20 protein-coding genes are annotated in these 24,165 nt (G+C 75.1%); 14 read left to right on the forward strand and 6 right to left on the reverse strand.

Features of this window, described 5'->3' with window-relative positions:
* Positions 1–71: 71 nt before the first annotated feature.
* The 6 genes from LPA42_RS16135 to LPA42_RS16160 all read left to right on the forward strand — a co-directional run bounded on the left by LPA42_RS16135 (position 72) and on the right by LPA42_RS16160 (position 5,470).
* Positions 72–770, forward strand: a complete 699-nt coding sequence (locus LPA42_RS16135) for an adenosylcobinamide amidohydrolase (RefSeq protein WP_228986657.1) — start codon at positions 72–74, stop codon at positions 768–770.
* 56 nt (positions 771–826) lie between these two features.
* The gene (locus LPA42_RS16140) at positions 827–2,011 is read left to right on the forward strand and encodes a CapA family protein (RefSeq protein WP_228986658.1); all 1,185 of its coding nucleotides are present in this window, start codon (positions 827–829) and stop codon (positions 2,009–2,011) included.
* A gap of 84 nt (positions 2,012–2,095) precedes the next feature.
* Positions 2,096–2,884, forward strand: a complete 789-nt coding sequence (gene nth / locus LPA42_RS16145; protein ID WP_043964962.1) for an endonuclease III — start codon at positions 2,096–2,098, stop codon at positions 2,882–2,884.
* Positions 2,881–3,507 (forward strand): TlpA disulfide reductase family protein, encoded by a 627-nt coding sequence (locus LPA42_RS16150; protein ID WP_077938003.1) that lies wholly within the window; start codon positions 2,881–2,883, stop codon positions 3,505–3,507. Before nth ends, LPA42_RS16150 begins: the two co-directional genes overlap by 4 nt.
* Positions 3,504–4,202, forward strand: a complete 699-nt coding sequence (locus LPA42_RS16155) for a CoA pyrophosphatase (RefSeq protein ID WP_043964966.1) — start codon at positions 3,504–3,506, stop codon at positions 4,200–4,202. The genes LPA42_RS16150 and LPA42_RS16155 overlap by 4 nt, the downstream gene beginning before the upstream one ends.
* Before the next feature lie 89 nt (positions 4,203–4,291).
* Positions 4,292–5,470 (forward strand): MarP family serine protease, encoded by a 1,179-nt coding sequence (locus tag LPA42_RS16160; RefSeq protein WP_043964968.1) that lies wholly within the window; start codon positions 4,292–4,294, stop codon positions 5,468–5,470.
* A gap of 112 nt (positions 5,471–5,582) precedes the next feature.
* Here the strand turns inward: LPA42_RS16160 and LPA42_RS16165 are convergent, their stop codons facing one another.
* From LPA42_RS16165 to eccCa, 4 genes are all read right to left on the reverse strand, one after another.
* Entirely contained in the window at positions 5,583–6,290 is a 708-nt protein-coding gene (locus tag LPA42_RS16165) for a phosphatase PAP2 family protein (protein WP_077938004.1), read from the reverse strand.
* Positions 6,291–6,320: 30 nt separating this feature from the next.
* A complete protein-coding gene (locus tag LPA42_RS16170; protein WP_096761656.1) occupies positions 6,321–7,181 on the reverse strand; it encodes a phosphatase PAP2 family protein in 861 nt (286 codons plus the stop codon).
* Between the two features lie 88 nt (positions 7,182–7,269).
* Entirely contained in the window at positions 7,270–8,670 is a 1,401-nt protein-coding gene (gene mycP / locus LPA42_RS16175; RefSeq protein WP_077938006.1) for a type VII secretion-associated serine protease mycosin, read from the reverse strand.
* A 99-nt stretch (positions 8,671–8,769) separates the two neighbouring features.
* The gene (gene eccCa / locus LPA42_RS16180) at positions 8,770–12,750 is read right to left on the reverse strand and encodes a type VII secretion protein EccCa (RefSeq protein WP_077938007.1); all 3,981 of its coding nucleotides are present in this window, start codon (positions 12,748–12,750) and stop codon (positions 8,770–8,772) included.
* A 101-nt stretch (positions 12,751–12,851) separates the two neighbouring features.
* Here eccCa and eccD point away from each other — a divergent pair, with 101 nt between their 5' ends.
* Positions 12,852–14,252, forward strand: coding sequence for a type VII secretion integral membrane protein EccD (eccD, locus tag LPA42_RS16185; protein ID WP_077938008.1), 1,401 nt, complete (start codon positions 12,852–12,854; stop codon positions 14,250–14,252).
* 31 nt (positions 14,253–14,283) lie between these two features.
* Here eccD and LPA42_RS16190 read toward each other — a convergent pair whose 3' ends face one another.
* A complete protein-coding gene (locus tag LPA42_RS16190) occupies positions 14,284–14,790 on the reverse strand; it encodes an inorganic diphosphatase (RefSeq protein WP_077938009.1) in 507 nt (168 codons plus the stop codon).
* A gap of 455 nt (positions 14,791–15,245) precedes the next feature.
* On the opposite strand from LPA42_RS16190, the gene dacB reads away from it, so the two are divergent.
* The 3 genes from dacB (at position 15,246) to tilS (ending at position 18,945) form a co-directional block, all read left to right on the forward strand.
* Positions 15,246–16,760 (forward strand): D-alanyl-D-alanine carboxypeptidase/D-alanyl-D-alanine-endopeptidase, encoded by a 1,515-nt coding sequence (gene dacB, locus LPA42_RS16195; RefSeq protein ID WP_077938019.1) that lies wholly within the window; start codon positions 15,246–15,248, stop codon positions 16,758–16,760.
* A gap of 69 nt (positions 16,761–16,829) precedes the next feature.
* Positions 16,830–17,894, forward strand: coding sequence for a zinc-dependent metalloprotease (locus tag LPA42_RS16200; protein ID WP_077938010.1), 1,065 nt, complete (start codon positions 16,830–16,832; stop codon positions 17,892–17,894).
* A gap of 10 nt (positions 17,895–17,904) precedes the next feature.
* The gene (gene tilS / locus LPA42_RS16205) at positions 17,905–18,945 is read left to right on the forward strand and encodes a tRNA lysidine(34) synthetase TilS (RefSeq protein WP_077938011.1); all 1,041 of its coding nucleotides are present in this window, start codon (positions 17,905–17,907) and stop codon (positions 18,943–18,945) included.
* Between the two features lie 167 nt (positions 18,946–19,112).
* Here the strand turns inward: tilS and LPA42_RS16210 are convergent, their stop codons facing one another.
* A complete protein-coding gene (locus LPA42_RS16210) occupies positions 19,113–20,072 on the reverse strand; it encodes a GlxA family transcriptional regulator (RefSeq protein WP_077938012.1) in 960 nt (319 codons plus the stop codon).
* A 151-nt stretch (positions 20,073–20,223) separates the two neighbouring features.
* On the opposite strand from LPA42_RS16210, the gene LPA42_RS16215 reads away from it, so the two are divergent.
* The 4 genes from LPA42_RS16215 to folE all read left to right on the forward strand — a co-directional run bounded on the left by LPA42_RS16215 (position 20,224) and on the right by folE (position 24,130).
* Positions 20,224–20,361, forward strand: a complete 138-nt coding sequence (locus LPA42_RS16215; protein WP_176734168.1) for a hypothetical protein — start codon at positions 20,224–20,226, stop codon at positions 20,359–20,361.
* Between the two features lie 102 nt (positions 20,362–20,463).
* Positions 20,464–21,036, forward strand: coding sequence for a hypoxanthine phosphoribosyltransferase (gene hpt / locus LPA42_RS16220; protein ID WP_043964985.1), 573 nt, complete (start codon positions 20,464–20,466; stop codon positions 21,034–21,036).
* 380 nt (positions 21,037–21,416) lie between these two features.
* Positions 21,417–23,432 carry an ATP-dependent zinc metalloprotease FtsH gene (gene ftsH / locus LPA42_RS16225; protein ID WP_077938020.1) on the forward strand — a complete coding sequence of 672 codons (2,016 nt, stop codon included), beginning with the start codon at positions 21,417–21,419 and terminating at the stop codon, positions 23,430–23,432.
* A gap of 32 nt (positions 23,433–23,464) precedes the next feature.
* Entirely contained in the window at positions 23,465–24,130 is a 666-nt protein-coding gene (gene folE / locus LPA42_RS16230; RefSeq protein WP_043964986.1) for a GTP cyclohydrolase I FolE, read from the forward strand.
* The last annotated feature ends 35 nt before the right edge of the window (positions 24,131–24,165 follow it).

The following is a 24,165-nucleotide window of genomic DNA, read 5'->3' on the forward strand; positions in this document are numbered from 1 at the left end:
CGGTAATCAGAGCCGCACCCCTGGGAAACCCCTGGTCCCCCTCGCCGCGCCCGGGACGTAGGGTCGGCGGCGTGCTGACCGAGCCGACCCTGACCAGCCGCCACGAGGACGGCCGGGACGTCCCGCTGCTCGTGTGGCGCGCCGACCGGCCGTTACTGACCGTCAGCTCCGCGCCACTCGGCGGTGGGATCGGCGTACGGCACTGGGTGGTCAACGCGACCGTGCCCATGTCGTACCACCGGGACGACCCGGCCGACCACCTGGCCGAACTGGCCGACCAGCTCGGCCTCGACGGGCCCGGCGTCGGCCTCCTGACCGGTGTCGACGTCGCCGAGGTGGTCGCCCGCGCCGACTCCGGGGTGCGGGTCTGGGCGACCGTCGGGCTTGGCACCCCCGTCCAGGCCGCCGCGCCCGACCCCGCCGTCGGCACGCCCGCGCCCGCCCCGGCCCGGTGCGCCGCGCCCGCCCACCGAGTCGGCACGGTCAACATCGTGGTCGAGGTGCCCGCCCGGCTCGGCGACGCGGCCCTGGTCAACGCGGTGGCGACCGCGACCGAGGCGAAGGCGCAGGCGATCCGGGAGCTGGGGCTCGTGGCCACCGGCACCCCCACCGACGCCGTCACCGTGCTCTGCCCAGCCGACGGGGAGCCGTCCGCCTACGGCGGGCCCCGATCCGCGTGGGGCGCCCCGCTGGCCCGCGCGGTGCACGCCGCCGTGCTCGTCGGCGGGGCCGGGACCGTGGTCCCCTGGTCCGAACGGCGCACGGCCTGATTTTTCGGCCGATCGGCCATCGTCACCGCGTATCCCGCCCGGTAGCGTCGCGGGCGATGTATTCTCCCGCCCGCCCCGGCCCCCGTCCCCGCCTGCCCCGCGCCGGTGCCGCCCGCCCGCGCCGCCGCGCCGCGCTCGCCCTCGGCGTGCTGCTCGGCACGCTGCTCGCCGCCGGCTGCGCCGAGACGACCGACGCGCCCACCTGGCAGCCCGGCACCCGGGCCGGCGCGACCGGCACCGCCTCCCCGGCCCCCTCCGGCGACACCCCTGAGGGCAAGGTCGAGAGCGTGTCGCTCTCGGCCACCGGCGACATCATCATGGGCAACGCGCCGAACCGGCTCCCGCCGAACGGCGGCAAGGGTTTCTTCGACTCGGTGCAGAAAGCGCTCGCGGCCGACCTGGTGATGGGCAACCTGGAGGAGCCGCTCACCGTCGACACCGGCACCGGCAAGTGCGGGGCCAACTCGACCCGCTGCTTCCAGTTCCGCGCCCCGCCGGAGTACGCCGCGCACCTGCGCGACGGCGGGTTCGAGCTGCTCAACCAGGCGAACAACCACGGCTACGACTACGGCCCCAAGGGCTACCGCAACACCCAGGCCGCGCTGGAGAAGTACGACCTGGCGCACACCGGGGCGCCCGACCAGATCACCGTGGTCGAGGTCGAGGGCGTCAAGATCGCCGTCGCGGGCTTCTCGTCGTACGTCTGGTCCAACAGCCTGGTCGACATCGACGCCGCCAGCGCGGTGATCAAGAAGGCGGCCACCATGGCCGACCTCGTCGTCGTGCAGGTGCACATGGGCGGCGAGGGCGCGGACAAGACCCGGGTGCGCCCGGGCACCGAGATGTTCCTCGGCGAGAACCGGGGCGACCCGATCAAGTTCTCCCACGCCATGGTCGACGCGGGGGCGGACCTGGTCGTCGGCCACGGCCCGCACGTGCTGCGCGGCATGGAGTTCTACGAGGGCCGGCTGATCGCCTACAGCCTCGGCAACTTCGCCGGCGGCGGCAACTCGCTGAGCAACAACGGCCGGCTCGGCTGGGGCGGCGTGCTCAAGGTGTCGCTGAAGCCGGACGGCAGCTTCGCCGGCGGCTCGTTCACCTCGACGTACATGAACTCGATCGGCAAGCCGACCATGGACCCGGACGACCGGGGCCTCGGCCTGGTCCGGGAGCTGAGCCGGCTGGACTTCCCGAAGAGCGGCGCCCGCCTCGACGACGAGGGCCGGATCACCGAGCCGTGAGCCGGCGGCCGGCCACCGGTCGCCGGGCGCGGCCGGGCCGCGTGGCGCGGCGGGCCGTCACCGGGCCGACGTAGGCTTTCCGTCGTGACCACCAGTCCCCCCGCAGCCAACGAGACCGACCTCGGCCGCACGCGTCGCGCCCGGAAGATCCACCGGGTGCTCACCCAGACGCACCCCGACGCCCACTGCGAGCTGGACCACACCAATCCGCTGGAGCTGGCCGTCGCCACCATCCTGTCCGCCCAGTGCACGGACAAGAAGGTCAACGAGGTCACCCCGAAGCTGTTCACCCGCTACCCGACGGCCGCCGACTACGCCGGGGCGGACCGGGCCGAGCTGGAGGAGCTGATCCGGCCTACCGGCTTCTACCGCAACAAGACCAACTCGCTGATCCGGCTGGGTCAGGCCCTCGTCGAGCGGTACGACGGGCAGGTCCCCGGCAAGCTCGACGACCTGGTGACGCTGCCCGGGATGGGCCGCAAGACCGCCAACGTCATCCTCGGCAACGCCTTCGGCGTCCCCGGCATCACCGTCGACACGCACTTCCAGCGGCTGGTGCACCGCTGGCGGCTGACCGCCGAGACCGACCCGGTGAAGATCGAGCACGCGATCGGCGCGATGTTCCCGAAGCGCGACTGGACGATGCTGTCGCACCGGATCATCTTCCACGGCCGGCGGGTCTGCCACGCCAAGAAGCCGGCCTGCGGCGCGTGCACGCTGGTGAAGCTCTGTCCGTCGTACGGGACGGGGCCGACGGAGCCCGCGCCGGCCGCGAAGCTGCTCAAGGGCCCCCGGGCGCGGGACCTGGCCGTCGCGGCGGGCGTCGACCCGGAGCTGGTGCCGCAGCAGGCGGTCGCCGCGGAGGCGCCGTGACGCACCGCTCCACCGCCCGGCGTTCGCTGGTCGCCCTGCTCCTGCCGTTCGCGCTGCTCGCCGCCGCCTGCACGGCGACCCCGGCCGAGGAGAAGACGGCCGAGCCCCGGCGGAACACCCGGCCGTCGCCGTTCGCCGCCTGCGCGACCCTGACCGTGCCGCCCCCCTCGGCCGCGCCCACCCCCGCCGGGTCCGGCGGGCCGGAGCTGCCCGAGCTGACCCTGCCCTGTTTCACCGGCGGCGACCTCGTCGCCCTGCGGGACGTGCGCGGGCCGGCCGTGGTCAACCTGTGGGCGTCCTGGTGCCCGCCCTGCCGCAAGGAACTGCCCGCGTTCCAGCGGCTCAGTGAGCGCGCGGACGGCAGGCTCCAGGTGATCGGGGTGAACACCCGCGACAGCCGGGACGCCGCCCAGTCGATCGGCGAGGACTTCGGCGTGCGCTTCCCCGTCCTGTTCGACCAGGGCGAGAGCCTGCGCCGGGCACTCAACCGCAACGCGGTCCCGCTGACCGTTCTCGTCGGCGCGGACGGCCGCATCCGGCACGTCGACACCTCCGGCGCGCTGGACGACGCCCGGCTCGCCGCGCTGGTCCGCGAACACCTCGGCGTGGTGGTGCCGGCGTGAGCCGTACGCCGCCGCCCTGGATGCAGCCCCTGCTGTCCCGGCTCGGCTCCGCCCGCGCCGAGGACTTCACCCGGATCGCCACCCCGGCCAGCGGCGGGCGGGAGAGCGCCGTGCTGGTGCTCCTCGGCGAGGAGCCCGGGGCGGGCCCGGACGTGCTGGTCCTGCAACGCGCCGCCACCCTGCGCAACCACGCCGGGCAGCCGGCGTTCCCCGGCGGGGCGGCCGACCCGGGCGACGCCGACTCGGCCGCCACCGCCCTGCGCGAGGCCAACGAGGAGGTCGACCTCGACCCGGCCAGCGTCACCGTCCTCGCCGAGCTGCCGAGGCTGTGGATCCCGGTCAGCGACTTCGTGGTGACGCCCGTGCTCGGTTGGTGGCACCGGCCGCACCCGGTGCACCCCCGGGAGCCGGCCGAGGTCGCGCACGTCGCCCGGCTGCCGGTCGCCGAGCTGGTCGCCCCCGAGAACCGGCTGCGGGTCCGCCACCCGAGCGGCTGGGTCGGCCCGGCCTTCTCGGTGCGCGGCATGCTGGTCTGGGGGTTCACGGCCGGGGTGCTCGCCGCCCTGCTGGAGATGGGCGGGTGGACCCGCCCCTGGCCGGACGACCGGGTCGTCGACCTGCCGCCGGCCGGGGCCGCCCCGGCACCCTCCGCCGGCACCGACGCCGCCGACGAGATGGCCGGACCGCTCGCCTGACCGCTGGCGCGGCGGCGGGACGCTGACCGGACCGTCACGTTCCGCGAGCGGTGGGCACCCGGCGGGCCCGCTGCCCGTACCCTTGGGGCGTGTCCGCCGTGGATCTCGTTCTGCTCCTGCTCATGCTCGTGTTCGCGATCAGCGGATACCGTCAGGGCTTCGTCATCGGGGTGCTGTCGTTCTCCGGGTTCTTCCTGGGCGCGCTCATCGGTCTACAGGTCGGCCCGCTGCTGGCCCGCCAGTTCACCGACAGCGGCACCCGGGTGCTGATCTCCCTCGTCGCCGTGTTCGGGCTGGCCGTGGTGGGGCAGGCGCTGGCCGGTTGGCTCGGCTCGCACCTGCGCCAGACCATCACCAGCGACATCGCCAAGCGGGCCGACGACATCGGCGGGGCGGTCGTCTCGCTCTTCGCCGTCATGCTGGTCGCCTGGCTGGTGGCCGTGCCGCTGGGCTCGTCCTCGCTGCCCTGGCTGGCCTCCTCGGTGCGCAACAGCGCGCTGCTCACCGTCGTCGACCGGGTCCTGCCGGACCAGGCGCAGGAGCTGTCCACCGCGCTGCGGGACACCGTCGACACCAACGGCTTCCCGGACGTCTTCGGCGATCTCGCGCCCACCCGGGCCCGGCAGGTCGAGCCGCCCGACCCGGCGCTCGCCGGCTCCCAGGTGGTGGCCGACGGTCGGCGTGCGGTGGTCAAGGTGCTGGGCTCCGCGCCGAGCTGCGCGCGCCGCATCGAGGGCTCCGGCTTCGTGTACGCCGACGACCGGGTGATGACCAACGCGCACGTGGTGGCCGGCACCCGGTCGGTGGCGGTCGAGTTGAACGGCGACCGGTACGACGGGGAGGTCGTCGTCTACGACCCGGACCGGGACCTGGCCGTGCTGCGGGTGCCGGGGCTGCCCGGCCCGTCCCTGCGGTTCGCCGCCGGCAACGCGGGCAGCGGGGCGGACGCGATCGTGCTGGGCTTCCCGCTCGACGGGCCGTACAACGCCCAGTCGGCGCGGATCCGGGACGTCGATCGGATCACCGGCCCGGACATCTACTCCTCCGGCGACGTGACCCGGGAGATCTACACGATCCGGGCGCTGGTGCGCAGCGGCAACTCGGGCGGGCCGCTGCTCTCCTCGAACGGCCTGGTGCTCGGGGTGATCTTCGCGGCGGCGGCGGACGACCCGAACACCGGCTTCGCGGTGACGGCGGCCGAGGCCCGCCCGGTCGCCCTGGCCGGTGCCGAGCGGACCCGCCCGGTCGGCACCGGCGAGTGCACCTGAGCCGCAGGAACGCTGCCGCCCCCGGCCGCCGTGGCGGCCCTCCGGCTCCGGCGGTCGGGACCCGGGCCGGCCGTCCGGCTCAGGCGGTCGGGACCCGACCCGGTCACCCGGCTCAGGCCGTCGGGACCCGGGCCGGCCGGCCGACCGTGGGCAGCTTCTCCCGGCCCCACCGCACGCCCCGGTCCAGCACCGCCCGCGCCATGATCACCACGCACGTGCCGCCGTTGAGGAACGACGCCAGCACGTCGCTCGGGTGGTGCATGCCCCGGTACATCCGGGTCAGGGCGACACCGACCGGCACCAGGACGAGCAGCGCCCACCAGGCGACCTTCGCCGGGGTGCTCCGCGCCCGCAGCGCCAGCAGCACCGCGATGCCGACGTAGAGCGCCACGGCGGCCGACGTGTGCCCGGACGGGAAGCTGGACGTCGGCGGGGAGACGTCCATGTGCTCGACCGCCGGACGGCGGCGGTCGATGGCCATCGTGGTCAGCAGGAACACCAGCGCCTGAGCGGTGACCGCCGCGCACAGGAACAGCGGCTCCCGCCAGCGGTGCAGCACCAGCCGCAGGACCACCGCCACGATCGCGGTGACCAGCACGATCAGCTGGGTGCTGGCCAGCGTGCTGAACACCAGCGACACGTTGTTCCAGCTGGCGGTCCGGTCGGCGGCCAGCTCGCGGTTGACCGCGTCCTCCACCGTGAGCGGCCAGGTGTGCGCGAAGACCCGGGTGACGAGGACGCCGAGCAGCACCATGACGGAGAGCAGCAGGGCCACCGGCAGCAGCACCCGCTTGGCTGCCTGACCCACCAGTTCGGACATGGCCCGCCCAGTACCCGCGCGGGCCGCCCGCTACGCCTGCCCCCGGGCCGGGCGGGGCCGCTCCATCCCGTCGGCCAGCTCCGCCCCGTCGGCGGGCTTCGCCCCGTCGGCCAGTTCCGGCTCGACGCCTTCCGTGGTGGCGGGGCGCGCCGACCGGTGACCGGTCCGGGTGCGCCAGGTGCGGAAGGCGGCGGTGGTGGCGGCCACCGTCGCCACGCCCAGCAGCCAGCCGGCGACCACGTCGCTCGTGTAGTGCACGCCGAGCGCCAGCCGGCTCACCCCGGTCAGCACCGTCACCACGACGGCGGCGACCCAGAGCGCCCACCGCAGGGCGGGCCGCCGCCGGGCGTACGGGAGGAAGACCAGCAGCAGCACCCCGGCGGCGAGGGCCGCGTTCAGCGCGTGCCCGGAGGGGAACGAGTATCCGGCGGCCCGGGCGACCGGGTCCAGCAGGTCGGGCCGGTCCCGGCCCACCAGCAGCTTGAGCAACGCGCCGAGCAGGCCGCCCACCGCCATCGTGGTGACCGCCCACCAGGCCAGCCGCGGCGCGCGCCGGGCGAACAACCAGACCACCACGGCGAGTACGGCGACCCGCAGCGGCCCGGGACCGAACACGTTGGTCCAGACGGTCATGAACCACACCCAGCCCGGGTGGCCGACGGCGTACCCGTGCAGGTCGTGCGCGACCGAGGCGTCCAGCCGGTGCAGCGGCGGCCAGGAGCCCAGCACCAGCAGGGCGAGCAGGGCGAACGGCACCAGGACCAGGAAGACGGCGGTGGCGGCGAGGGTGAGCCGCAGCCCCAGCGAACGGTCGGGGTCGAGCCGGCGGGCCCGCCACGACGGCGACGCGGGGACGTGGGTGCGCTGACCGGACGTGCTCATGCCCGGCATCCCTACCCAGCGGGACGCCGGATCAGACCGGCCGGGCCGGGAATCGGGTGGGCCGGGCATGGAACCGGACCGCCCCGCCGGGATGCGGTCAACGGCTGCGCTGGCGCAGGCGGCGGGCCACCAGCGCGGCCCCGGTGACCAGGGCGGCGAGGAGGGCCCCGCCGGCCCAGAGCCGGTGCGGGTCGGTGTCGTCGCGGCCGCCGGCCGGCTGGGCTGTCCAGCGGGTGTGCTGGCGGGGCGCGGTGAAGCCGAGCGGGTCGCCGCCGGCACCCGCGACCGGGGCGTCCTGCTCGGCACCGGGCGCCGGGCCGAAGCCCACCACGCCGGGGGAGGACTGGTCGTCGAGCGGGTTGCGCCCCACCGGGGGCACGTCGGCGGTGAGCGCGGCGACCGGGTCGACCAGGCCGTACCCGAAGCGGTCGTCCCGGCCGGTGGGCCCGATGTCCCGGGCGGTGCTGATCAGCCGGTTGACCACCTCACCGGCGGACATCTGCGGCCAGCGGGCCCGGATCAGCGCGGCGGCCGCGGCCACCAGCGGCGACGCGAAGCTGGTGCCCTGCACCCGCCAGTAGCCGCTGCCGGGCCGGGCCCCGACCAGGCCGGTCGCCGGGGCGGTGAGGACCGTGGCGCGGCCGGTGATCGACCCGGACCACAGGTTGTCGCTGGCCCGTTCCAGGCCCGCGACGGCGATCACGCCCGGCTCCCGCGCCGGATACCAGACGTTGGTGTCGGAGGAGGCGGCGACGTTGCCGGTGCAGGCGACCACCACCACGTCGCGGGCGAACGCGTAGTCCAGCGCCGCAGCCAGGGCCGGGCTGTCGCCGCTGCCGCCGAGCGACAGGTTGATCACCCGGGCGCCGTTGTCGACGGCCCACCGGACGCCCCTGGCGACGATCAGCGCGTCGTCGTAGCGGTTCTCGTCGTCGAGGACCCGCACCGGGAGGATCTTCGCGTCGGGGGCGAGGCCCACCGCCCCCCGCCGGTCGTCGTTGCGGCCGGCGATCAGGCCCGCCACCGTCGTGCCGTGCCCGACCGGGTCCGGCCCGTCGGTGTCGCCGTCGTCGACCAGGTCGATGCCCGGCAGCACCTGGCCGGCCAGGTCCGGGTGGGAACCGTCCACCCCGGAGTCGATCACGGCGACGACGACCCCGCGCCCGGTCGAGGTGCGCCAGGCCGTCGACGCCCGCAGCTCGTCGAGCTGCCACTGCTCGTCGCGGACCTGGTCGGCCCGGGCCGGCGTGTCGACGGGGGACACCCGCCAGGACGAACCCGCCGACACCGGCGCGGCGAGCGGTGCGAACCCGGAAACCGGGGCGGCGAGCGGGGCGAACCCGGGCAGCGCGGTGGGGGGCGGTGCGGCGAGGGCCGCCGGCGGCACCGGGCCGACGAGCGACACCGCGAGCGCGGCGGTGCCCACCAACGCGCGGCCGGTGAACCGTCGCGCCGTCGCGGGCCTGCCGTGCCGAACCCCAGTCACATTCCCAGCCATTCATCGCGGCGGACACATGCTGCTCGGAGATTACCGGTTCCCACCCCCGCCACGCGCCATTCCGGGGTCGGATCACCGGGTCGTCGGCGGGGCGGACCCCTACGGCGGGGGAAGATGGGCCAGCTGCACCAGGCGTACGCCCTCGCGCCGGGTCACCAGCCGGGCCCGCCCCGGCGGGAGCGGCCCGGGCCGGACCTGCCCGACGATCGGCCCCTCGTCGGGACTGCCGGCCATCACCAGCCCCGGGGTCGACAGCTCCTTGAGCCGCTGGAGGAACTGGTCGTAGCCCCGGCCGGTGCCGCCGGCCCGGCGCGCCAGCACCAGGTGCAGGCCGATGTCCCGCGCCTGGGGGAGGTATTCCTCCAGGGCCCGCAGCGGGTTGACCGGCCCGCTGGCCACCAGGTCGTAGTCGTCGACCAGCACGAACAGCTCCGGCCCGGACCACCACGACCGTTGGCGCAGCTGCGCCGGGGTGACGTCCGGGCCGGGCAGCCGCAGCTGCATGTAACCGGCGGCGGATTCCACCAGCTCCGTGGTGCGGGCGGCGGCCGTGCCGTAGCCGATCCGGTGTTCGGTCTCGATCGCGCCGAGCAGGCTGCGCCGGTAGTCGACCAGGATCACCCGCGCCTGCTGCGGGGTGAACCGGCTGACGATGGTCGCCGCGAGGGCCCGCAGGAACGACGACTTGCCGCACTCGGCGTCGCCGAAGACCAGCAGGTGCGGCTCGGTGGCGAAGTCGAGCACCACCGGGCGCAGGTCCGCCTCGGCGATCCCCACCGGCAGCGCCAGCCCGGCCGTCGCGCCCAGGTCCAGCTCCGCGTACGGCAGCACGGGCGGGAGCAGCCGGACCGGGGGCGCCGCCGGCCCGTCCCACGCCCCGGCGACCGCCTTGACCAGCGTCGCCGTGTCGCCGTCGGCCAGTCGGGGCAGGGCGGTGAGGAAGTGCAGGCTCTCGCCGGTCATGCCCCGGCCGGGCGTCTTGTCGGGCACGGCCGCCGCCGCCGCGCGGCGCACCAGCAGCGAGTCCGACGGGTCGCCGAGACGCAGCTCCACGCGGGAGCCGAAGAGGTCCCGGATCGCCGGGCGGTAGTCCGTCCAGCGGAGCGCGGTGGCCACCACGTGCACCCCGTACGACAGGCCCCGGGTGGCCAGCTCGGTGACCAGCGGCTCCAGGTCGTCGTACTCGCTGCGCAGCGTGTTCCAGCCGTCCACCACGAGGAACACGTCGCCGAACGGGTCGGTGACGGGCTGCCCGGCGGCGGCGAGGGCGGCCCGCCGCTGCCGGTACGCGGCCATCGACTCCACCCCCAGCTCGGCGAAGCGGCGCTCCCGGTCGACCAGCACGGTGACCAGCTCCCCGACGGTGCGCCGCACCGCGGTCTGGTCGGTGCGGCCGGACACCCCGCCCACGTGCGGCAGGTCGCGCAGCGCGGCCAGCCCGCCACCGCCGAAGTCCAGGCAGTAGACCTGCGCCTCGACGGGCGTGTGGGTCAACGCCAGCGCGCACACCAGGGTGCGCAGCAGGCCCGACCTGCCGCTCTGTGGGCCCCCGACGACGCCGACGTGCCCCGCCGACCCGCCGAGGGTGAGCCAGAGCAGGTCCCGCCGCTGCTCGAACGGCTTGTCGACGACGGCCACCGGCACCTGGAGCGCGCCGTGCAGCTCCGGGTTGGCGAAGGTCAGCCCGCGCGTCGGGTCGACGCCGACCGGGCCGAGCAGCTCGTCGAGGGTGGGCGCGGCGTCCAGCGGCGGCAGCCACACCTGGTGCGCGGGCGGGCCCTGCCCGGCCAGCCGCCCCACCAGCACGTCGAGCAGGCTGGCCCGCCCGGCGTCGTCCTCGGCGGTCGCCGTCAGCGCCGGGGTGGGCGGCTCCGGCACCGGCACCACGTGGGTGGTGAAGGTCAGCAGGCGGGGCGCGCCGGGCCCGCCCGACCCCGCCACGCCGGCCCGCCGCCGCAGCGGCCCCGAGACGTACGCGGCCTTGAAGCGCATCAGCGGCTCGGTGCCGAAACGCAGGTAGCCGTGGCCCGGCGAGCGGGGCAGCTCGTGCGCGTCCGGCACCCCGAGCACCGTCCGGGACTCCAGGGCCGAGAAGGTCCGCAAACCGATCCGGTACGACAGGTGGGTGTCCAGCCCGCGCAGCCGCCCCTCCTCCAGCCGCTGGCTGGCCAGCAGCAGGTGCACCCCCAGCGACCGCCCCAGCCGGCCGATCTGCACGAACAGGTCGATGAAGTCGGGCTTGGCCGACAGCAGCTCGGAGAACTCGTCGCAGACCAGCAGCAGCGACGGCAGCGGGGCCAGCGGCGTGCCCGCCGCCCGCGCCCGCTCGTAGTCGCGCAGGCTGGCGTAGTTGCCGGCCCGGCGCAGCAGCTCCTGGCGGCGCATCAGCTCCCCGTTGATCGCGTCGACCATCCGGTCGACCAGCGGCAGCGCGTCGGCCAGGTTGGTGATTACCGCGGCGGTGTGCGGGAGCCGGTCGAAGGAGGCGAACGTGGCCCCGCCCTTGAAGTCGACCAGGACGAAGTTGAGCTGCTCGGAGCTGTGCGTGGCGGCCAACCCGAGGACCAGGGTGCGCAGCAGCTCGGACTTGCCGGAGCCGGTGGCCCCGATCAGCAGCCCGTGCGGGCCCATCCCGTCCTGCGCGGACTCCTTGAGGTCCAGCTCGATCGCGCCGCCGTCGGCGCCCACCCCGATCGGCACCCGCAGCCGGTCGCGCGCCGACCGGGGCGCCCAGCCCTGCTCGGCCGTGAAGCCCTCCGGGTCGCCGATGCCGAGCAGCTCGGGCAGGCCCAGCTCGGCGTTGACCGGGGCGTCCGGCCCGCGTACGGCGGTGGCGAGCCGCAGCGGGGCGAGCCGGCGGGCGACCGCCTCGGCGTCGGCGGACGCCAGCCGGTCGGGGGTGCCCACCTCGGCGTGCCCGTCGGCCGAGTGCGAGTGCAGCCGGCCGCCGCGCAGGTCGAGCAGGAGGGCGTACCGGTCGAGCAGCCGGGGCGGCGGGGTGTCCAGGTCGACCACGGTGACCGCGTCGATGCCGCCGTCGCCGACGAGGTCGGTCGCGCCGGTGAGGTCGCCGCCGTCGAGCACCACCACGACGTGCGGCCCGTCGGTCGCCGGGCCGGACGGGCTGAACCGGGACCGGCTGGCCAGCACCTCGTCGAGGAGCCGTTCCAGCTCGACGGCGGAGCTGGTGACCAGCCGGACGGGGCCGACGGCGTCGGTGCGGGTGGGATGGTGGGCGTGCGGCAGCCACTTCACCCACTCCCACAGCGCCCGCCGCTCGGGGCCGGCGCAGACGGCGATCAGCAGCTCGTCGGGGGCGTGGAACACCGCGAGCTGGGTGAGCAGCGCCCGGGCCAGCGCCTGCGCGTCGGGCGACCCGGTGCCGGGGCGGATGCCCGCCTCCGCGCCCTCCCGGGACGCCCCGCCGCGCACGAAGACCCGGGCGAAGCTGCGCAGCGACAGGGCCACCGGCAGGTCGGGCACCACCGCGTACGCGTCGAGGAACCGCCGCAGCGCCCCGGCGGTCATCGGCTCCAGCTCCTCCAGCGGGCGGGTGACCGGGCCGACCAGCGGGGTGGCCAGGGTCTGCGGGCCGACGCCCACCCGCACCACGGCGAAGTCCGGGTCGCCGGGCCGACGCTCCCACACCCGGTGGCTGTCGACGGTGGACCACAGCCGGCCCGGGTCGGGGTGGCGGTAGTGCAGCCCGGCCCGCTGCCGCTCGGCGGTCTGCCGGACCCGGCGACGCAGCGTGCCCAGGTGCCGCAGGTATTCCCGGCGGGCGGCCATCATCTCCGACTTCTTCGGGGTGCCGGAGGCGCTGCCCCACGAGGTGACCAGCATGGCCAGGGAGGAGAGCCCGAACATCCCGCCGACCACGTACGAGTACGCCCCGCCGCCCCGGCCGAACATCATCGCCATCGCGACCGACCCGCCCAGCATGGGCAGCACCATCAGCGCCTGCTGCCAGCGGCCGCCGGTGACGGCGGGGATCTCCGGCGGGGCCTCGACGGGCAGCTCGCCGACCGGGATCTCCGGTGCCGGCCGCCGGGGTGGTCGCTTGATGACGACGGTGGACACTCGGCCTCCCCACAGCGCTCGGTAACCCGAGCCTGGCTCATCGTAGGTAAAGTCCTGTCGTCCGCGCAGCCACCGTCCCCCCTCGATATGGAGATGCGCCGATGACAGTCGGGTTGGCCCGGGTCACGATCAGCGCCCCCCAACGCCGGGTCGACGTCGCCCTGCCCGAGCAGGTCCCCCTGGCCGAGCTGCTGCCCGAGGTGCTCCGGCACGCCGGCGAGGGGCTGGCCGACGACGGCGAACGGCATGGCGGCTGGGTGCTGCGCCGCACCGACGGGGCGGTCCTGGCCACCGCCCAGGCGCTGCTGCCGCAGGGCGTCCGCGACGGCGAGGTGCTGCACCTGGTGCCGGCCCGCGCGCAGTGGCCCGAGCTGGAGTACGACGACGTGGTCGAGGCGATCGTCGACGGGGCCCGCCGCCGGGGTGCCGCCTGGTCGCCGGCCGCCACCCGGTGCGCCGCCCTCGCCGGGGCGGCCGTGCCGCTCGGCGTGGGGCTGCTCGCCGCCCTCGCCGCCGGCCCGGGGCCCGGGGCCGGCTGGCCCGTCGCGGTCGCGGTGGCGCTGCTGCTCACCCTCGCCGGGGCGGTCGCCTCCCGCGCGTACGGCGACGGGGCCACCGGCGCGACCCTCGGCGGCTACGCCCTGCCGTACGCGTTCGCCGCCGGCGCCCTCGCGGTCAGCTCCGGCGACCCGGTCGGCCCGGTCGCGCCGCTGCCCTGGCTGGGCGCCCCCGAGCTGCTGGCCGGAGCGGTGGCGCTGCTGCTGGTGGCGGTGCTCGGCCTGCTCGGGGTGGCCAGTCGGGTGCGGGTCTTCGTGGCCGGCGCGACCGTCGGCGCGGGCGGGGCGCTCGCCGCCCTCGGCGGGCTGACGCTGACCGCCGGGGGTGCCGCGGCGGTGCTGCTCTGCGCCCTGGTCTTCGCGCTCGGCGCGCTGCCGCTGCTGGCCATCCGGCTGGGCAAGATGCCGCTGCCGCCGATCACCCTGCCGGGCGACGGCGGCCCCGGCGCGGACGCCGCCCGGGACCTGCCGGACCGGTCCCGGGTGCACGCGGCGGTGGCCCGCACCGAGGAGATGCTCACCGGGATGCTGCTCGGGCACGCCGTGCTGGTGGCCGGGGCGGCGGTGGTGCTGGTGACGGCGGGCGGCGTGGCCGGGCGGCTGCTGGTCGCCGTGGTCTGCGCGGTGCTGCTGCTGCGCACGCGGCTGTTCGTGGCGGTCCGCCACCGGGTGCCGCCGGTCGTCGCCGGGCTGGCGGGGGCCGTCCTGCTCGGCGGGGTGCTCGCCGTGGGCTCCGGGCCGGCGGGCCGGCTGGCGCTGGCCGTCGGCGGGCTGGCCGTCGCCCTGCTCGCCGTGGCGGCCGGCACCACGTACGCCCAGCGGCCCGCCTCCCCGTACCTGGGCCGGGCGGCCGACCTGGTCGACACGGCGCTGGTGGTGTCCGTGGTGCCGGTGGCCTGCGCGGTGCTCGACCTGTACGAGCGGGCCCGGGGGCTGCTCGGTTGAGCGGCTCCCGGGCCCGTCGGCGTGGGTGGGGTCAGTGGATGGTCTCGCCGCGCTCCTCGGCCTCCTTGGCCCGCCGGTACGACGCGTGGATCTCGGCCTCCGCCTCGACGCGACCGACCCAGGTCGCGCCCTCGACCGACTTGCCGGGCTCCAGGTCCTTGTACACCTCGAAGAAGTGCTGGATCTCCAGCCGGTCGAACTCGCCCAGGTGGTGGATGTCGCGCAGGTGCTCCTGACGCGGGTCCTCGTAGGGCACGCAGAGGACCTTGTCGTCGCCGCCCTTCTCGTCCGTCATCCGGAACATGCCGATGGTGCGGCAGCGGATCAGGCAGCCCGGGAACGTCGGCTCGGGGACCAGCACCAGCGCGTCCAGCGGGTCGCCGTCCTCGCCCAGGGTGCCCTCGATGAACCCGTAGTCCGCCGGATACTGCGTGGACGTGAAGAGGGTGCGGTCCAGCCTGATCCGGCCGGTCGCGTGGTCCACCTCGTACTTGTTGCGGTGACCCTTGGGGATCTCAACCGTGACGTCGAAATCCATTTCCCACGCTCCCTCGTTTGCCCACGCTGGCTGACGGAACCAAGTGGCGGCGCCCCCCCCGAGCAGGTGAATGCCCACCTGCCCGCTCCGGCCGCCGCATAGTGTTCGGACCGAAGTAGTGTCACCCAAGCTGTTTTCCGCACGGGGAGGAGGGGGTCGTGGGGAGGGAAGATTCACACTACCGCCCGCAGGGGGTTGACGGGCGGAAGAAGCCGCGCCCGGGGTCCGGGAGCGCGACCGGCCGGGTGCCGGTGCCCGAGGCGCACGTTCCGCGCGCCCAGGAGCCGGCCGGGGACGCCTTCGATCCGGAGGCCACCGCCCCGATCGTGGGGTCCGGCGAGCCGGTGTGGCGGCCCCCGGACACCAACCGCTCCCCGGAACTCGTCGCGACCCCCGCCTCCGCCGCGCCGGCCGTCCCCGCCGGGTCGGAGCCGGCCGCCGCGGCGGCCCCGCCCATGCCCGGCGGTCCCGGTGACCCGCCGGCCGGCCCCCCGCCGGGGTACGACCCGTCGCCCGCCCGCCGACGCCGCCTCCCGCTGGCCGTGCTCGCCGTGCTGCTGCTGTTCGCCCTGGTCGGCGCCGGCCTGGTGGTGGTCCGGCCCGGCCCGGTCGCCGGCTGGCTCGGCGACGGCAAGGACATCTCCCGGGCCGACGCCGAGGTCGTCGAGCCGGATCCGACGCCGGTCCTCGCCGGCCCGGACGCGCACGCCCCGGAGCCCACCGCCGACGGGGTGAAGGCCGCGATCGAGCCGCTGCTGGCCGCCCCGGAGCTGGGCGACCGGGTGAACGTCTCCGTGTCCGACGTGACGACCGGCCGGTCGCTCTACTCGCGGGGCGGCGACGACGCCACGGTGCCCGCCTCGGTGACCAAGCTGGCGACCGCGGTGACCGTGCTGGCCGCCCGCGGCCCCGACCACCGCGTGCCGACCCGGGCGGTGGCCGGCGCGGCACCGGGCGAGGTGGTGCTCGTCGGCGGCGGCGACCCGACCCTCGCGGTCGACGGCGACGGCTTCTATCCCGGCGCGGCCCGCCTCGACGACCTGGCCGAGCAGGTCAGGAAGGCCCTCGGCGGCACCGCGCCGACCCGGGTCACCGTCGACTCCTCGCTCTTCCCCGGCCCGGTCTACGGGCCCGGCTGGGACGCCGACATCCCGACCGGCGGGTTCGGCGCGGCGATCAGCGCGTTGATGACCGACGGCGCGCGGGTGGACCCGGTGGCGGCGAAGAAGAACTTCGACGCGAGTCACGGCTGGGCGCAGCGCAGCCCCCAGCCGGACCTCGCCGCCGGCCGCGCCTTCGCCCGGCTGCTGGGGCTCTCCGGCGCCGCCGCCGAGGTCAAGCGGGGCACCGCGCCGGCCTCCGGCGGCGAGTCGACCGGTGCGGCCCCGGCCCCCGGCGCCGAGCTGGGCAAGGTCGAGTCCCCGCCGATGATCCGGCTGGTCGACATGATGATCACCGACAGCGACAACGTGATCGCCGAGGCGCTCGCCCGGCAGGTGGCGCTGGCCCGGGACCAGCCGGCGTCCTTCGCCGGCGGCGCGGCGGCGATGGACATCGTCCTCGGTGAGCTGGGCCTGCCCGCCGACGAGATCACCCTCTCCGACGCCAGCGGGCTGTCCCGCAGCGACCGGATCAGCCCCTCCCTGCTGACCGACCTGATCGCCATCGCCGGTGACGGCTCCCACCCGGAGCTGGGCAGCATCTTCGGCGGCCTGCCGGTGGCCGGCTGGTCGGGCACCCTCGACGGGCGGTACCGGTCGGACGGCACGACGGCCGGGGCCGGCGTGGTCCGCGCCAAGACCGGCACGCTGACCGGGGTGCACGCCATCGCCGGGCTGGTCACCACGGCCGACGGGCGGCTGCTCACCTTCGCCGTGCTCGCCGACAAGGCCCCGGCGGGCAGCCTCGACGACACCCGCCGCGCCCTCGACCGGGTCACGTCCGCCCTGGCCCGCTGCGGCTGCCGCTGACCGGTCCGCGGTGGTATGTCCTCCGATCACCGAAAGGTGGGGGTGTTCCGGCGCGGGTACGGTGGGTGCATGGCGCAGTTCGTGGACTGGGATCTGGCCGCCGCGACGGCGGGGGCCCTGGGCAAGTCGGGGCCCCGGGTGTCGTACGCCGAGGCCACCGAGGTGGTCTCCGAGCTGCGGCGGCTGACCGACGAGGCGGCCGGGCACGTGGCCGACTACACGGGGCTGCGGTCCCAGGTGGTCCACCCGCCCGTGCGGGTGGTGGACCGCCGGGACTGGGCGGCCACCAACATCGCCGGGCTGCGGGAGGTGATCACCCCACTGGTCAGCCGGCTCTCCGGCGACAAGCGGCCGGGCCCGCTCACCGAGGCGGTCGGCTCCCGGCTCACCGGCGTGCAGGCCGGCACCGTGCTGGCGTACCTGTCCGGCCGGGTCCTCGGCCAGTACGAGGTCTTCTCCGGCGACCCCGGCCAGCTGCTGCTCGTCGCGCCGAACATCGTCGAGGTGGAGCGGAAGCTCGGGGCCGACCCGCGCGACTTCCGGCTCTGGGTCTGCCTGCACGAGGTGACCCACCGCACCCAGTTCACGGCCGTGCCCTGGATGCGGGCCTACTTCCTCGGCGAGGTGCAGGCGTTCGTGGACGCCTCGCAGGGCGGCGAGCACCTGCTGGAGCGGCTGCGCCGGGGCGTCGCCACCCTCTCCGACGCGGTGAAGGACCCGGACAGCCGGGCCAGCGTGCTGGACATCGTGCAGACCCCCGCCCAGCGGGCCGTGCTCGACCGGCTCACCGCCCTGATGACCCTGCTGGAGGGGCACGCCGAGTTCGTCATGGACGGCGTCGGCCCGCAGGTCATCCCCAGCGTCGAGTCGATCCGGGCCGCGTTCAACCGGCGTCGGGAGACCGGCAACCCGCTGGAGAAGGCGATCCGCCGGCTGCTCGGCGTCGAGGTCAAGATGCGCCAGTACGCCGAGGGCCGCAAGTTCGTGCACGGCGTCGTCGAGCGCGTCGGCATGGACGGCTTCAACAAGATCTTCGGTTCCCCGCTGACCCTGCCCCGGCTCGACGAGCTGGGCGACCCCGACGCGTGGGTGGCCCGGGTGCACGGGCCGGCCGCCACCCCGACCGCCGGCTGACCGTACGCCGATGCCCGCGCTCGCCCCGGCGGTCGCCGCTGTCCGGCTCGCGGTCCGCCGCGCGCTGACCGGGCTGCCCGGGGCCGGGCCGGTGCTCGTCGCCTGCTCGGGCGGGGCCGACTCGCTGGCCCTTGCCGCCGCCGCCGCGTTCGTCGCGCCCCGGCTGGGCCGCCCGGTCGGCCTCGTCACCGTCGACCACGCGTTGCAGGCCGGGTCCGACCGGCGGGCCGCCGACGTCGCGGCCTGGGCCGCCGGGGCCGGCTTCGCGCCGGTCGAGGCGGTACGCGTCGACGTCGCCGGCCGCCCCGGCGGCCCCGAGGCGGCGGCCCGCGAGGCGCGCTACCAGGCGCTCGCCGAGGCGGCCCGGCGGCACGGGGCGGCTGCCCTGCTCACCGGGCACACCCGCGACGACCAGGCCGAGACGGTGCTGCTGGCGCTGGCAAGGGGCGCCGGCCCGCGCGGGCTCGCCGGGATGCCGCCCCGGCGGGACCTGGCCGGGGTGCCGCTGCTGCGGCCCCTGCTCGACGTAAGCCGCGAGCAGACCCGCAAGGCGTGCGCCGCGCTCGGCCTCACCCCGTGGGAGGACCCGCACAACGCCGACCCGTCGTACGCCCGGGCCCGGGTCCGGGCCGACGCGCTGCCCGCGCTGGTCCGCGCCCTCGGCCCCGGGGTGGTGGACAACCTGGCCCGGACCGCCCGCCTGGCGGCCGCCGACGCGGCGGCCCTCGACGAGCTGGCCGCCGCCGCCCTGCCCGTGACCTCGTCGGCCGGCAGCTCGTCCGCCGCCGACGGCCCGGCCGGCGTGCGGGCCCCCGGCGGCGGGCTGGTGGTGGCGGCGCTGGCCGGGCTCGCCCCGGCCGTGCGGACCCGGGTGCTGCACGCCTGGGCCCGGGAGCTGGGCGCGTCGCCGGCCGCGCTGTCGCACCGGCACGTCGAGGCGCTCGACGCCCTGGTCACCGCCTGGCACGGCCAGGGTGAGGTCCATCTGCCCGGCGGCCTGCGGGTGGCCCGCCGCGCGGGCCGGTTGACCGGGTCCGACCCGGCCGGCTGACCCGCCGGGTTGACCTTCGTGCACTGCCCGGCGCGACGTCGCGCCGGCTGCGCCCTCTCCGCCGCCCCGGCTGGCTCGGGTGATCGACTCCGTGCCGGCGACGTGGGGGCTTCCGGCTCACGGTGACCCCGCCAGGTCGCCGGCCTGGAGCGGAGCACGCTGGAGGCTCAGGACGCGGCGACGCGGTCGCGGAAGGTGGTGCGGTAGGCGTGCGGGGTGGTGCCGACCCGCCGGGCGAAGTGGTGCCGCAGCGCCGCGGCGTCGCCGAAGCCGGACCGGCCGGCCACGCTCTCCACGCTCAGCGGGGTCTCCTCCAGCAGCCGTCGGGCCAGCAGGACCCGCTGGTTGGTCAGCCAGTCGTGCGGGGTGGTGCCGGTCTCGGCGCGGAACCGGCGGGCGAAGGTGCGCGGCGTCATCCCGGCGCGGGCGGCGAGCTCGTCGACGGTGACCGGCCGGTCGAGGTGACTCACCAGCCAGGCCAGGACCGGCTCCAGGGTGGGCGCCTCGGGGGCCTTCGGGATGGGCGCCTCGACGTACTGCGACTGGCCGCCGTCGCGGTGCGGCGGGACGACCATCCGGCGGGCGAGCCGGGTGGCGGTGGCCGAGCCGTGCTCGTGGCGCACCAGGTGCAGGCAGGCGTCGATGCCGGCGGCCGTGCCGGCGCCGGTGAGCAGGCGGCCGTCGGCCACGTAGAGCGAGTCGCAGCGGACCCTGGCCCGGGGGTGGCGGCGCTGCAGTTCGTCGACGTACCGCCAGTGCGTGGTGCACTCCCGGTCGTCGAGCAGCCCCGCCGCGCCGAGCACGAACGCGCCGGTACAGACGCTGAGCACGTACGCGCCGCGCGCCTGCGCCCGGCGCAGCGCCGCCAGCACCTCGGGCGGTGCGACCGTGTCGTCGTGCCCGGGGACCGCCACGAGGTCGGCGTCCTCGACCGGCGTCAGGTCCGCGTTCGGGGTGACGAGAAAGCCGGAGGAGGTACGCACCGGAGCGCCGTCGGCGGCGCAGACGTCGAACCGGTAGCCGGGGAAGCCGTCGTCGGTGCGGTCGGTGCCGAACACCTCGGCGAACACGCCCAGCTCGAACGGGACCACCTGGTCCATCATGACGACGGCGACGGAACGGAGCATGTGACGAGGGTAACCGCGCGGGTGGCAGAAAATCGAGGTGCAGTGGCATTCCTGCCACTGTCCCGCCGCCCGGCGGGGGCGCAGACTTGGGTCAAGTCCGGTGCGCACCGGCGGCGAAAGCATCCCAAAGCCTGCGAAAGCGAGCGCCGCCATGGAATCCCTGTTGCTCCTGCTCTTCCTGCTCTTTCTGGCCGCCGCCTCGGCGGCCGGCCTCACCGCCGACACCCGGGACTCGGCGGACTGGAAGCCCACCGACGGCGGTCGCCGGTGGCGGTCCCGCACCTGCTGACCTGATTGCTGTCGGTATGCGCGAGAAATGCCAGGCGGGGCCAGCCCCGAAAGAGGCGGCCCCGCCGACGGCGGACATCCGGCGTACGGCAGGCTAGGAGCCATGGCTGACGGCTCCTGGTACGACGCCGACATCGACCACGTGATCATTTCCGAGGCGCAGATCCGCGAGAAGACCGCAGAGCTGGCCAAGCAGGTGTCGGCGGATCACGCCGACGTCGACGGGCTGCTGCTCGTCTGCGTGCTCAAGGGCGCGGTCATGTTCATGGCCGACTTCGCGCGGGCGCTCGGTCGGCAGGGCCCCCCGGTCGAGCTGGACTTCATGGCGATCTCCTCGTACGGCCAGGGCACCACCTCCTCCGGCGTGGTGCGCATCCTCAAGGACCTGGATCGGGACATCGCCGGCCGGCACGTGGTGGTCGTGGAGGACATCGTCGACTCCGGCCTCACCCTGTCCTGGCTGCTGCGCTACCTGGAGTCGCGGTCGGCGGCCAGCGTCGAGGTCGTCGCCCTGTTCCGCAAGCCGGAGGCGATCAAGGTCCCGGTGCCGGTGAAGTACGTCGGGTTCGACATCCCGACCGAGTTCGTCGTCGGCTACGGCCTCGACTTCGGCGAGCGCTACCGCGAGCTGCCCTACGTGGGCGTGCTCAAGCCCGAGGTCTACGCCCGCGCCTGACCGACGGGCGCGGCGCGGTGCCCGTCAAGCGGACGTTCAGCGCACTCTCAGCTGATCGGACTACGGTAGAGGCCGGTGGTGTGGACGCACCCTCCACGTCCGACCCCTCGACCCGCGTGACCGGGCGGTCGGGTGGCCGGGCGGGGAAACCACGCCACGCCGGCTGAAACCCGGTTCGCCTTACGCGTAACTGCTGGCCTCGCAAGGCCACATGTCGCGCACACGGTGTACCGTCGAGTGACCGTGACGCGGCAGTGACGCGTCCCGGGGTCGAGGCCGGCCCGCACGGCGGCTCCGGCCGCCGCCGCGGCGGCGACAGCCATTCAGACGGTCAGGACGTCGATCAGGAGGATGCGGGCGTCTCGGCGCTCGACAACAGCATGGAACGTACGCGTTTCTTCCGCCGACCGGTGGTCTGGATCATCCTGGTCATCCTCGGCGCCGTTGTGCTCAGTCAGCTGTTCACCGCTGGTCCCAGCTACCACCGCGTGGACACTTCCGTTGCGCTCGACCAGCTGCACACCGCCAAGATCAAGAAGGCGGTCTTCCAGGACAAGGAGCAGACGCTCCAGCTGGACCTGGAGAGCAAGACCAAGTTCGGTGACACCACCACCGACCGGATCGAGGCCCAGTTCCCGTACGAGGTCGGTGACGAGGTCTGGAACGAGGTCCTCGCGGCCAAGGCGGCGAACCGGATCACCGGCCCGGCCGACACCAAGGTGTCGTCCGACAGCGTCTGGGTGAGCCTGCTGGTCAACCTGCTCCCCATCGCGCTGCTCGTGCTCCTGCTGCTGTTCTTCATGTCGCAGATGCAGGGTGGCGGCTCCCGGGTGCTCAACTTCGGCAAGTCCAAGGCGAAGATGATCACCAAGGACACCCCGAAGACGACCTTCGCGGACGTCGCGGGCGCCGAGGAGGCCGTCGAGGAGCTGCACGAGATCAAGGACTTCCTGCAGAACCCGGCGAAATACCAGGCCCTGGGCGCCAAGATCCCGAAGGGCGTGCTGCTCTTCGGCCCGCCCGGCACCGGTAAGACGCTGCTCGCCCGCGCCGTCGCCGGCGAGGCGGGGGTGCCGTTCTACTCGATCTCCGGCTCCGACTTCGTCGAGATGTTCGTGGGTGTCGGCGCGAGCCGGGTCCGCGATCTGTTCGAGCAGGCCAAGTCCAACGCCCCGGCGATCGTCTTCGTCGACGAGATCGACGCCGTCGGCCGTCACCGCGGCGCCGGCATGGGCGGCGGCCACGACGAACGCGAGCAGACCCTCAACCAGCTCCTCGTCGAGATGGACGGCTTCGACACCAAGGGCGGGGTCATCCTGATCGCCGCCACCAACCGGCCGGACATCCTCGACCCGGCGCTGCTGCGCCCCGGCCGCTTCGACCGGCAGATCCCGGTGGACGCCCCCGACATGGAGGGCCGCAAGGCCATCCTGCGGGTGCACGCCAAGGGCAAGCCGTTCACCCCCGACGTCGACCTCGACTCGGTGGCCCGGCGCACCCCGGGCTTCAGCGGCGCCGACCTGGCCAACGTGATCAACGAGGCCGCGCTGCTCACCGCCCGCAAGGACCAGCGGGCGATCACCAACGACTCCCTGGAGGAGTCGATCGACCGGGTCATCGCCGGCCCGCAGCGCCGCACCCGGGTGATGAGCGACCAGGAGAAGAAGATCACCGCGTACCACGAGGGTGGGCACGCGCTGGTCGCCTGGGCGCTGCCGCACGCCGCACCGGTGCACAAGGTGACGATCCTGTCGCGTGGCCGCTCGCTGGGCCACACGCTGGTCCTGCCGACGGAAGACAAGTACACCCAGACCCGCGCCGAGATGGTCGACACCCTGGCGTACGCGCTGGGCGGCCGGGCCGCCGAGGAGCTGGTCTTCCACGAGCCGACCACCGGCGCCGGCAACGACATCGAGAAGGCCACCGGGCTGGCCCGCGCGATGATCACCCAGTACGGCATGAGCTCCAAGCTCGGTGCGATCAAGTACGGCACCAGCGGCGACGAGCCGTTCCTCGGCCGCAACATGGGCCACGAGCGGGACTACTCCGACGCGGTGGCCGCCGAGATCGACAACGAGATGCGGGCGCTGATCGAGCTGGCCCACGACGAGGCCTGGGAGATCCTGGTGGAATACCGGGACGTCCTGGACAACATCGTCCTGGAGCTGATCGAGAAGGAGACCCTCTCCACCGCCGACATGGCCCGGATCTGCTCCCGCGTGGTGAAGCGCCCGCCGATGGCCCCCTACAACGGCTTCGGCAAGCGTCAGCCCTCCACCGAGCCCCCGGTCCTCACGCCGACCGAGAAGGAGGCGCTCAAGGCGCAGGCCCAGGCCGACGGTGCCTCCGTCGGCGGCGGCCTGCCGGGCTCCAACAACTCGGACGGTACGCACTGAGCACCGACCCGACGCCCGGTCACGAGGCACCGATCCCGAGTGCCTCGTCGACCGAGCCCGACACCGACGGTCTGGACTACCTCGCCGCGCGGCTGGTCAACGGCAAGTTGACCGGTCGCCCGGTCGAGGAGTCCGTCGACCTGGCCCGCATCGAGAAAGCCGTACGCGAGATCCTCATCGCAGTCGGCGAGGATCCCGACCGCGACGGTCTCGTGAAGACCCCGGCCCGGGTCGCCCGCGCGTACGCCGAGCTCTTCGCCGGCCTGCGGGTCGACCCGGCGCAGGTGCTCAGCACCACCTTCGAGGCCAACCACGAGGAGCTGGTGCTCGTCCGGGACATCGACGTGATGAGCCTCTGCGAGCACCACCTGCTCCCGTTCCGGGGCAGCGCGCACATCGGCTACATCCCCGGGCCGGACGGCCGGATCACCGGCCTGTCCAAGCTCGCCCGGCTCGTCGAGGTCTTCGCCCGCCGTCCCCAGGTGCAGGAGCGGCTCACCTCGCAGATCGCCGACCTGCTGATGAGCAGCCTCGCCCCGCGTGGCGTCGTGGTCGTGCTCGAATGCGAGCACATGTGCATGGCCATGCGCGGCATCCAGAAGTCCGGAGCGAAGACCATCACCTCCGCGGTACGCGGCGTGCTCCAGCACGACGCCAAGTCCCGCGCCGAGGCGATGGCCCTGATCATCCCCCGCTGACCGCGGGGCAGTCCGACGCCGGGGCGACCACGCGG

Source organism: Micromonospora sp. DH13, assembly GCF_020873825.1.
GTDB classification, from domain to species: Bacteria; Actinomycetota; Actinomycetes; order Mycobacteriales; family Micromonosporaceae; genus Micromonospora; species Micromonospora haikouensis.

What these genes read in the sequence shown, in the direction of transcription:
- ftsH (WP_077938020.1), top strand. Translation starts at nt 21,417, where the DNA reads ATGGAACGTACGCGTTTCTTCCGCCGACCGGTGGTCTGGATCATCCTG.
- dacB (WP_077938019.1), top strand. Translation starts at nt 15,246, where the DNA reads ATGCCCGGCGGTCCCGGTGACCCGCCGGCCGGCCCCCCGCCGGGGTAC.
- LPA42_RS16140 (WP_228986658.1), top strand. Translation starts at nt 827, where the DNA reads ATGTATTCTCCCGCCCGCCCCGGCCCCCGTCCCCGCCTGCCCCGCGCC.
- LPA42_RS16200 (WP_077938010.1), top strand. Translation starts at nt 16,830, where the DNA reads ATGGCGCAGTTCGTGGACTGGGATCTGGCCGCCGCGACGGCGGGGGCC.
- LPA42_RS16165 (WP_077938004.1), bottom strand. Translation starts at nt 6,290, where the DNA reads ATGTCCGAACTGGTGGGTCAGGCAGCCAAGCGGGTGCTGCTGCCGGTG.
- LPA42_RS16190 (WP_077938009.1), bottom strand. Translation starts at nt 14,790, where the DNA reads ATGGATTTCGACGTCACGGTTGAGATCCCCAAGGGTCACCGCAACAAG.
- eccD (WP_077938008.1), top strand. Translation starts at nt 12,852, where the DNA reads ATGACAGTCGGGTTGGCCCGGGTCACGATCAGCGCCCCCCAACGCCGG.
- mycP (WP_077938006.1), bottom strand. Translation starts at nt 8,670, where the DNA reads ATGGCTGGGAATGTGACTGGGGTTCGGCACGGCAGGCCCGCGACGGCG.
- tilS (WP_077938011.1), top strand. Translation starts at nt 17,905, where the DNA reads ATGCCCGCGCTCGCCCCGGCGGTCGCCGCTGTCCGGCTCGCGGTCCGC.
- LPA42_RS16170 (WP_096761656.1), bottom strand. Translation starts at nt 7,181, where the DNA reads ATGCCGGGCATGAGCACGTCCGGTCAGCGCACCCACGTCCCCGCGTCG.
- hpt (WP_043964985.1), top strand. Translation starts at nt 20,464, where the DNA reads ATGGCTGACGGCTCCTGGTACGACGCCGACATCGACCACGTGATCATT.
- LPA42_RS16210 (WP_077938012.1), bottom strand. Translation starts at nt 20,072, where the DNA reads ATGCTCCGTTCCGTCGCCGTCGTCATGATGGACCAGGTGGTCCCGTTC.
- LPA42_RS16215 (WP_176734168.1), top strand. Translation starts at nt 20,224, where the DNA reads ATGGAATCCCTGTTGCTCCTGCTCTTCCTGCTCTTTCTGGCCGCCGCC.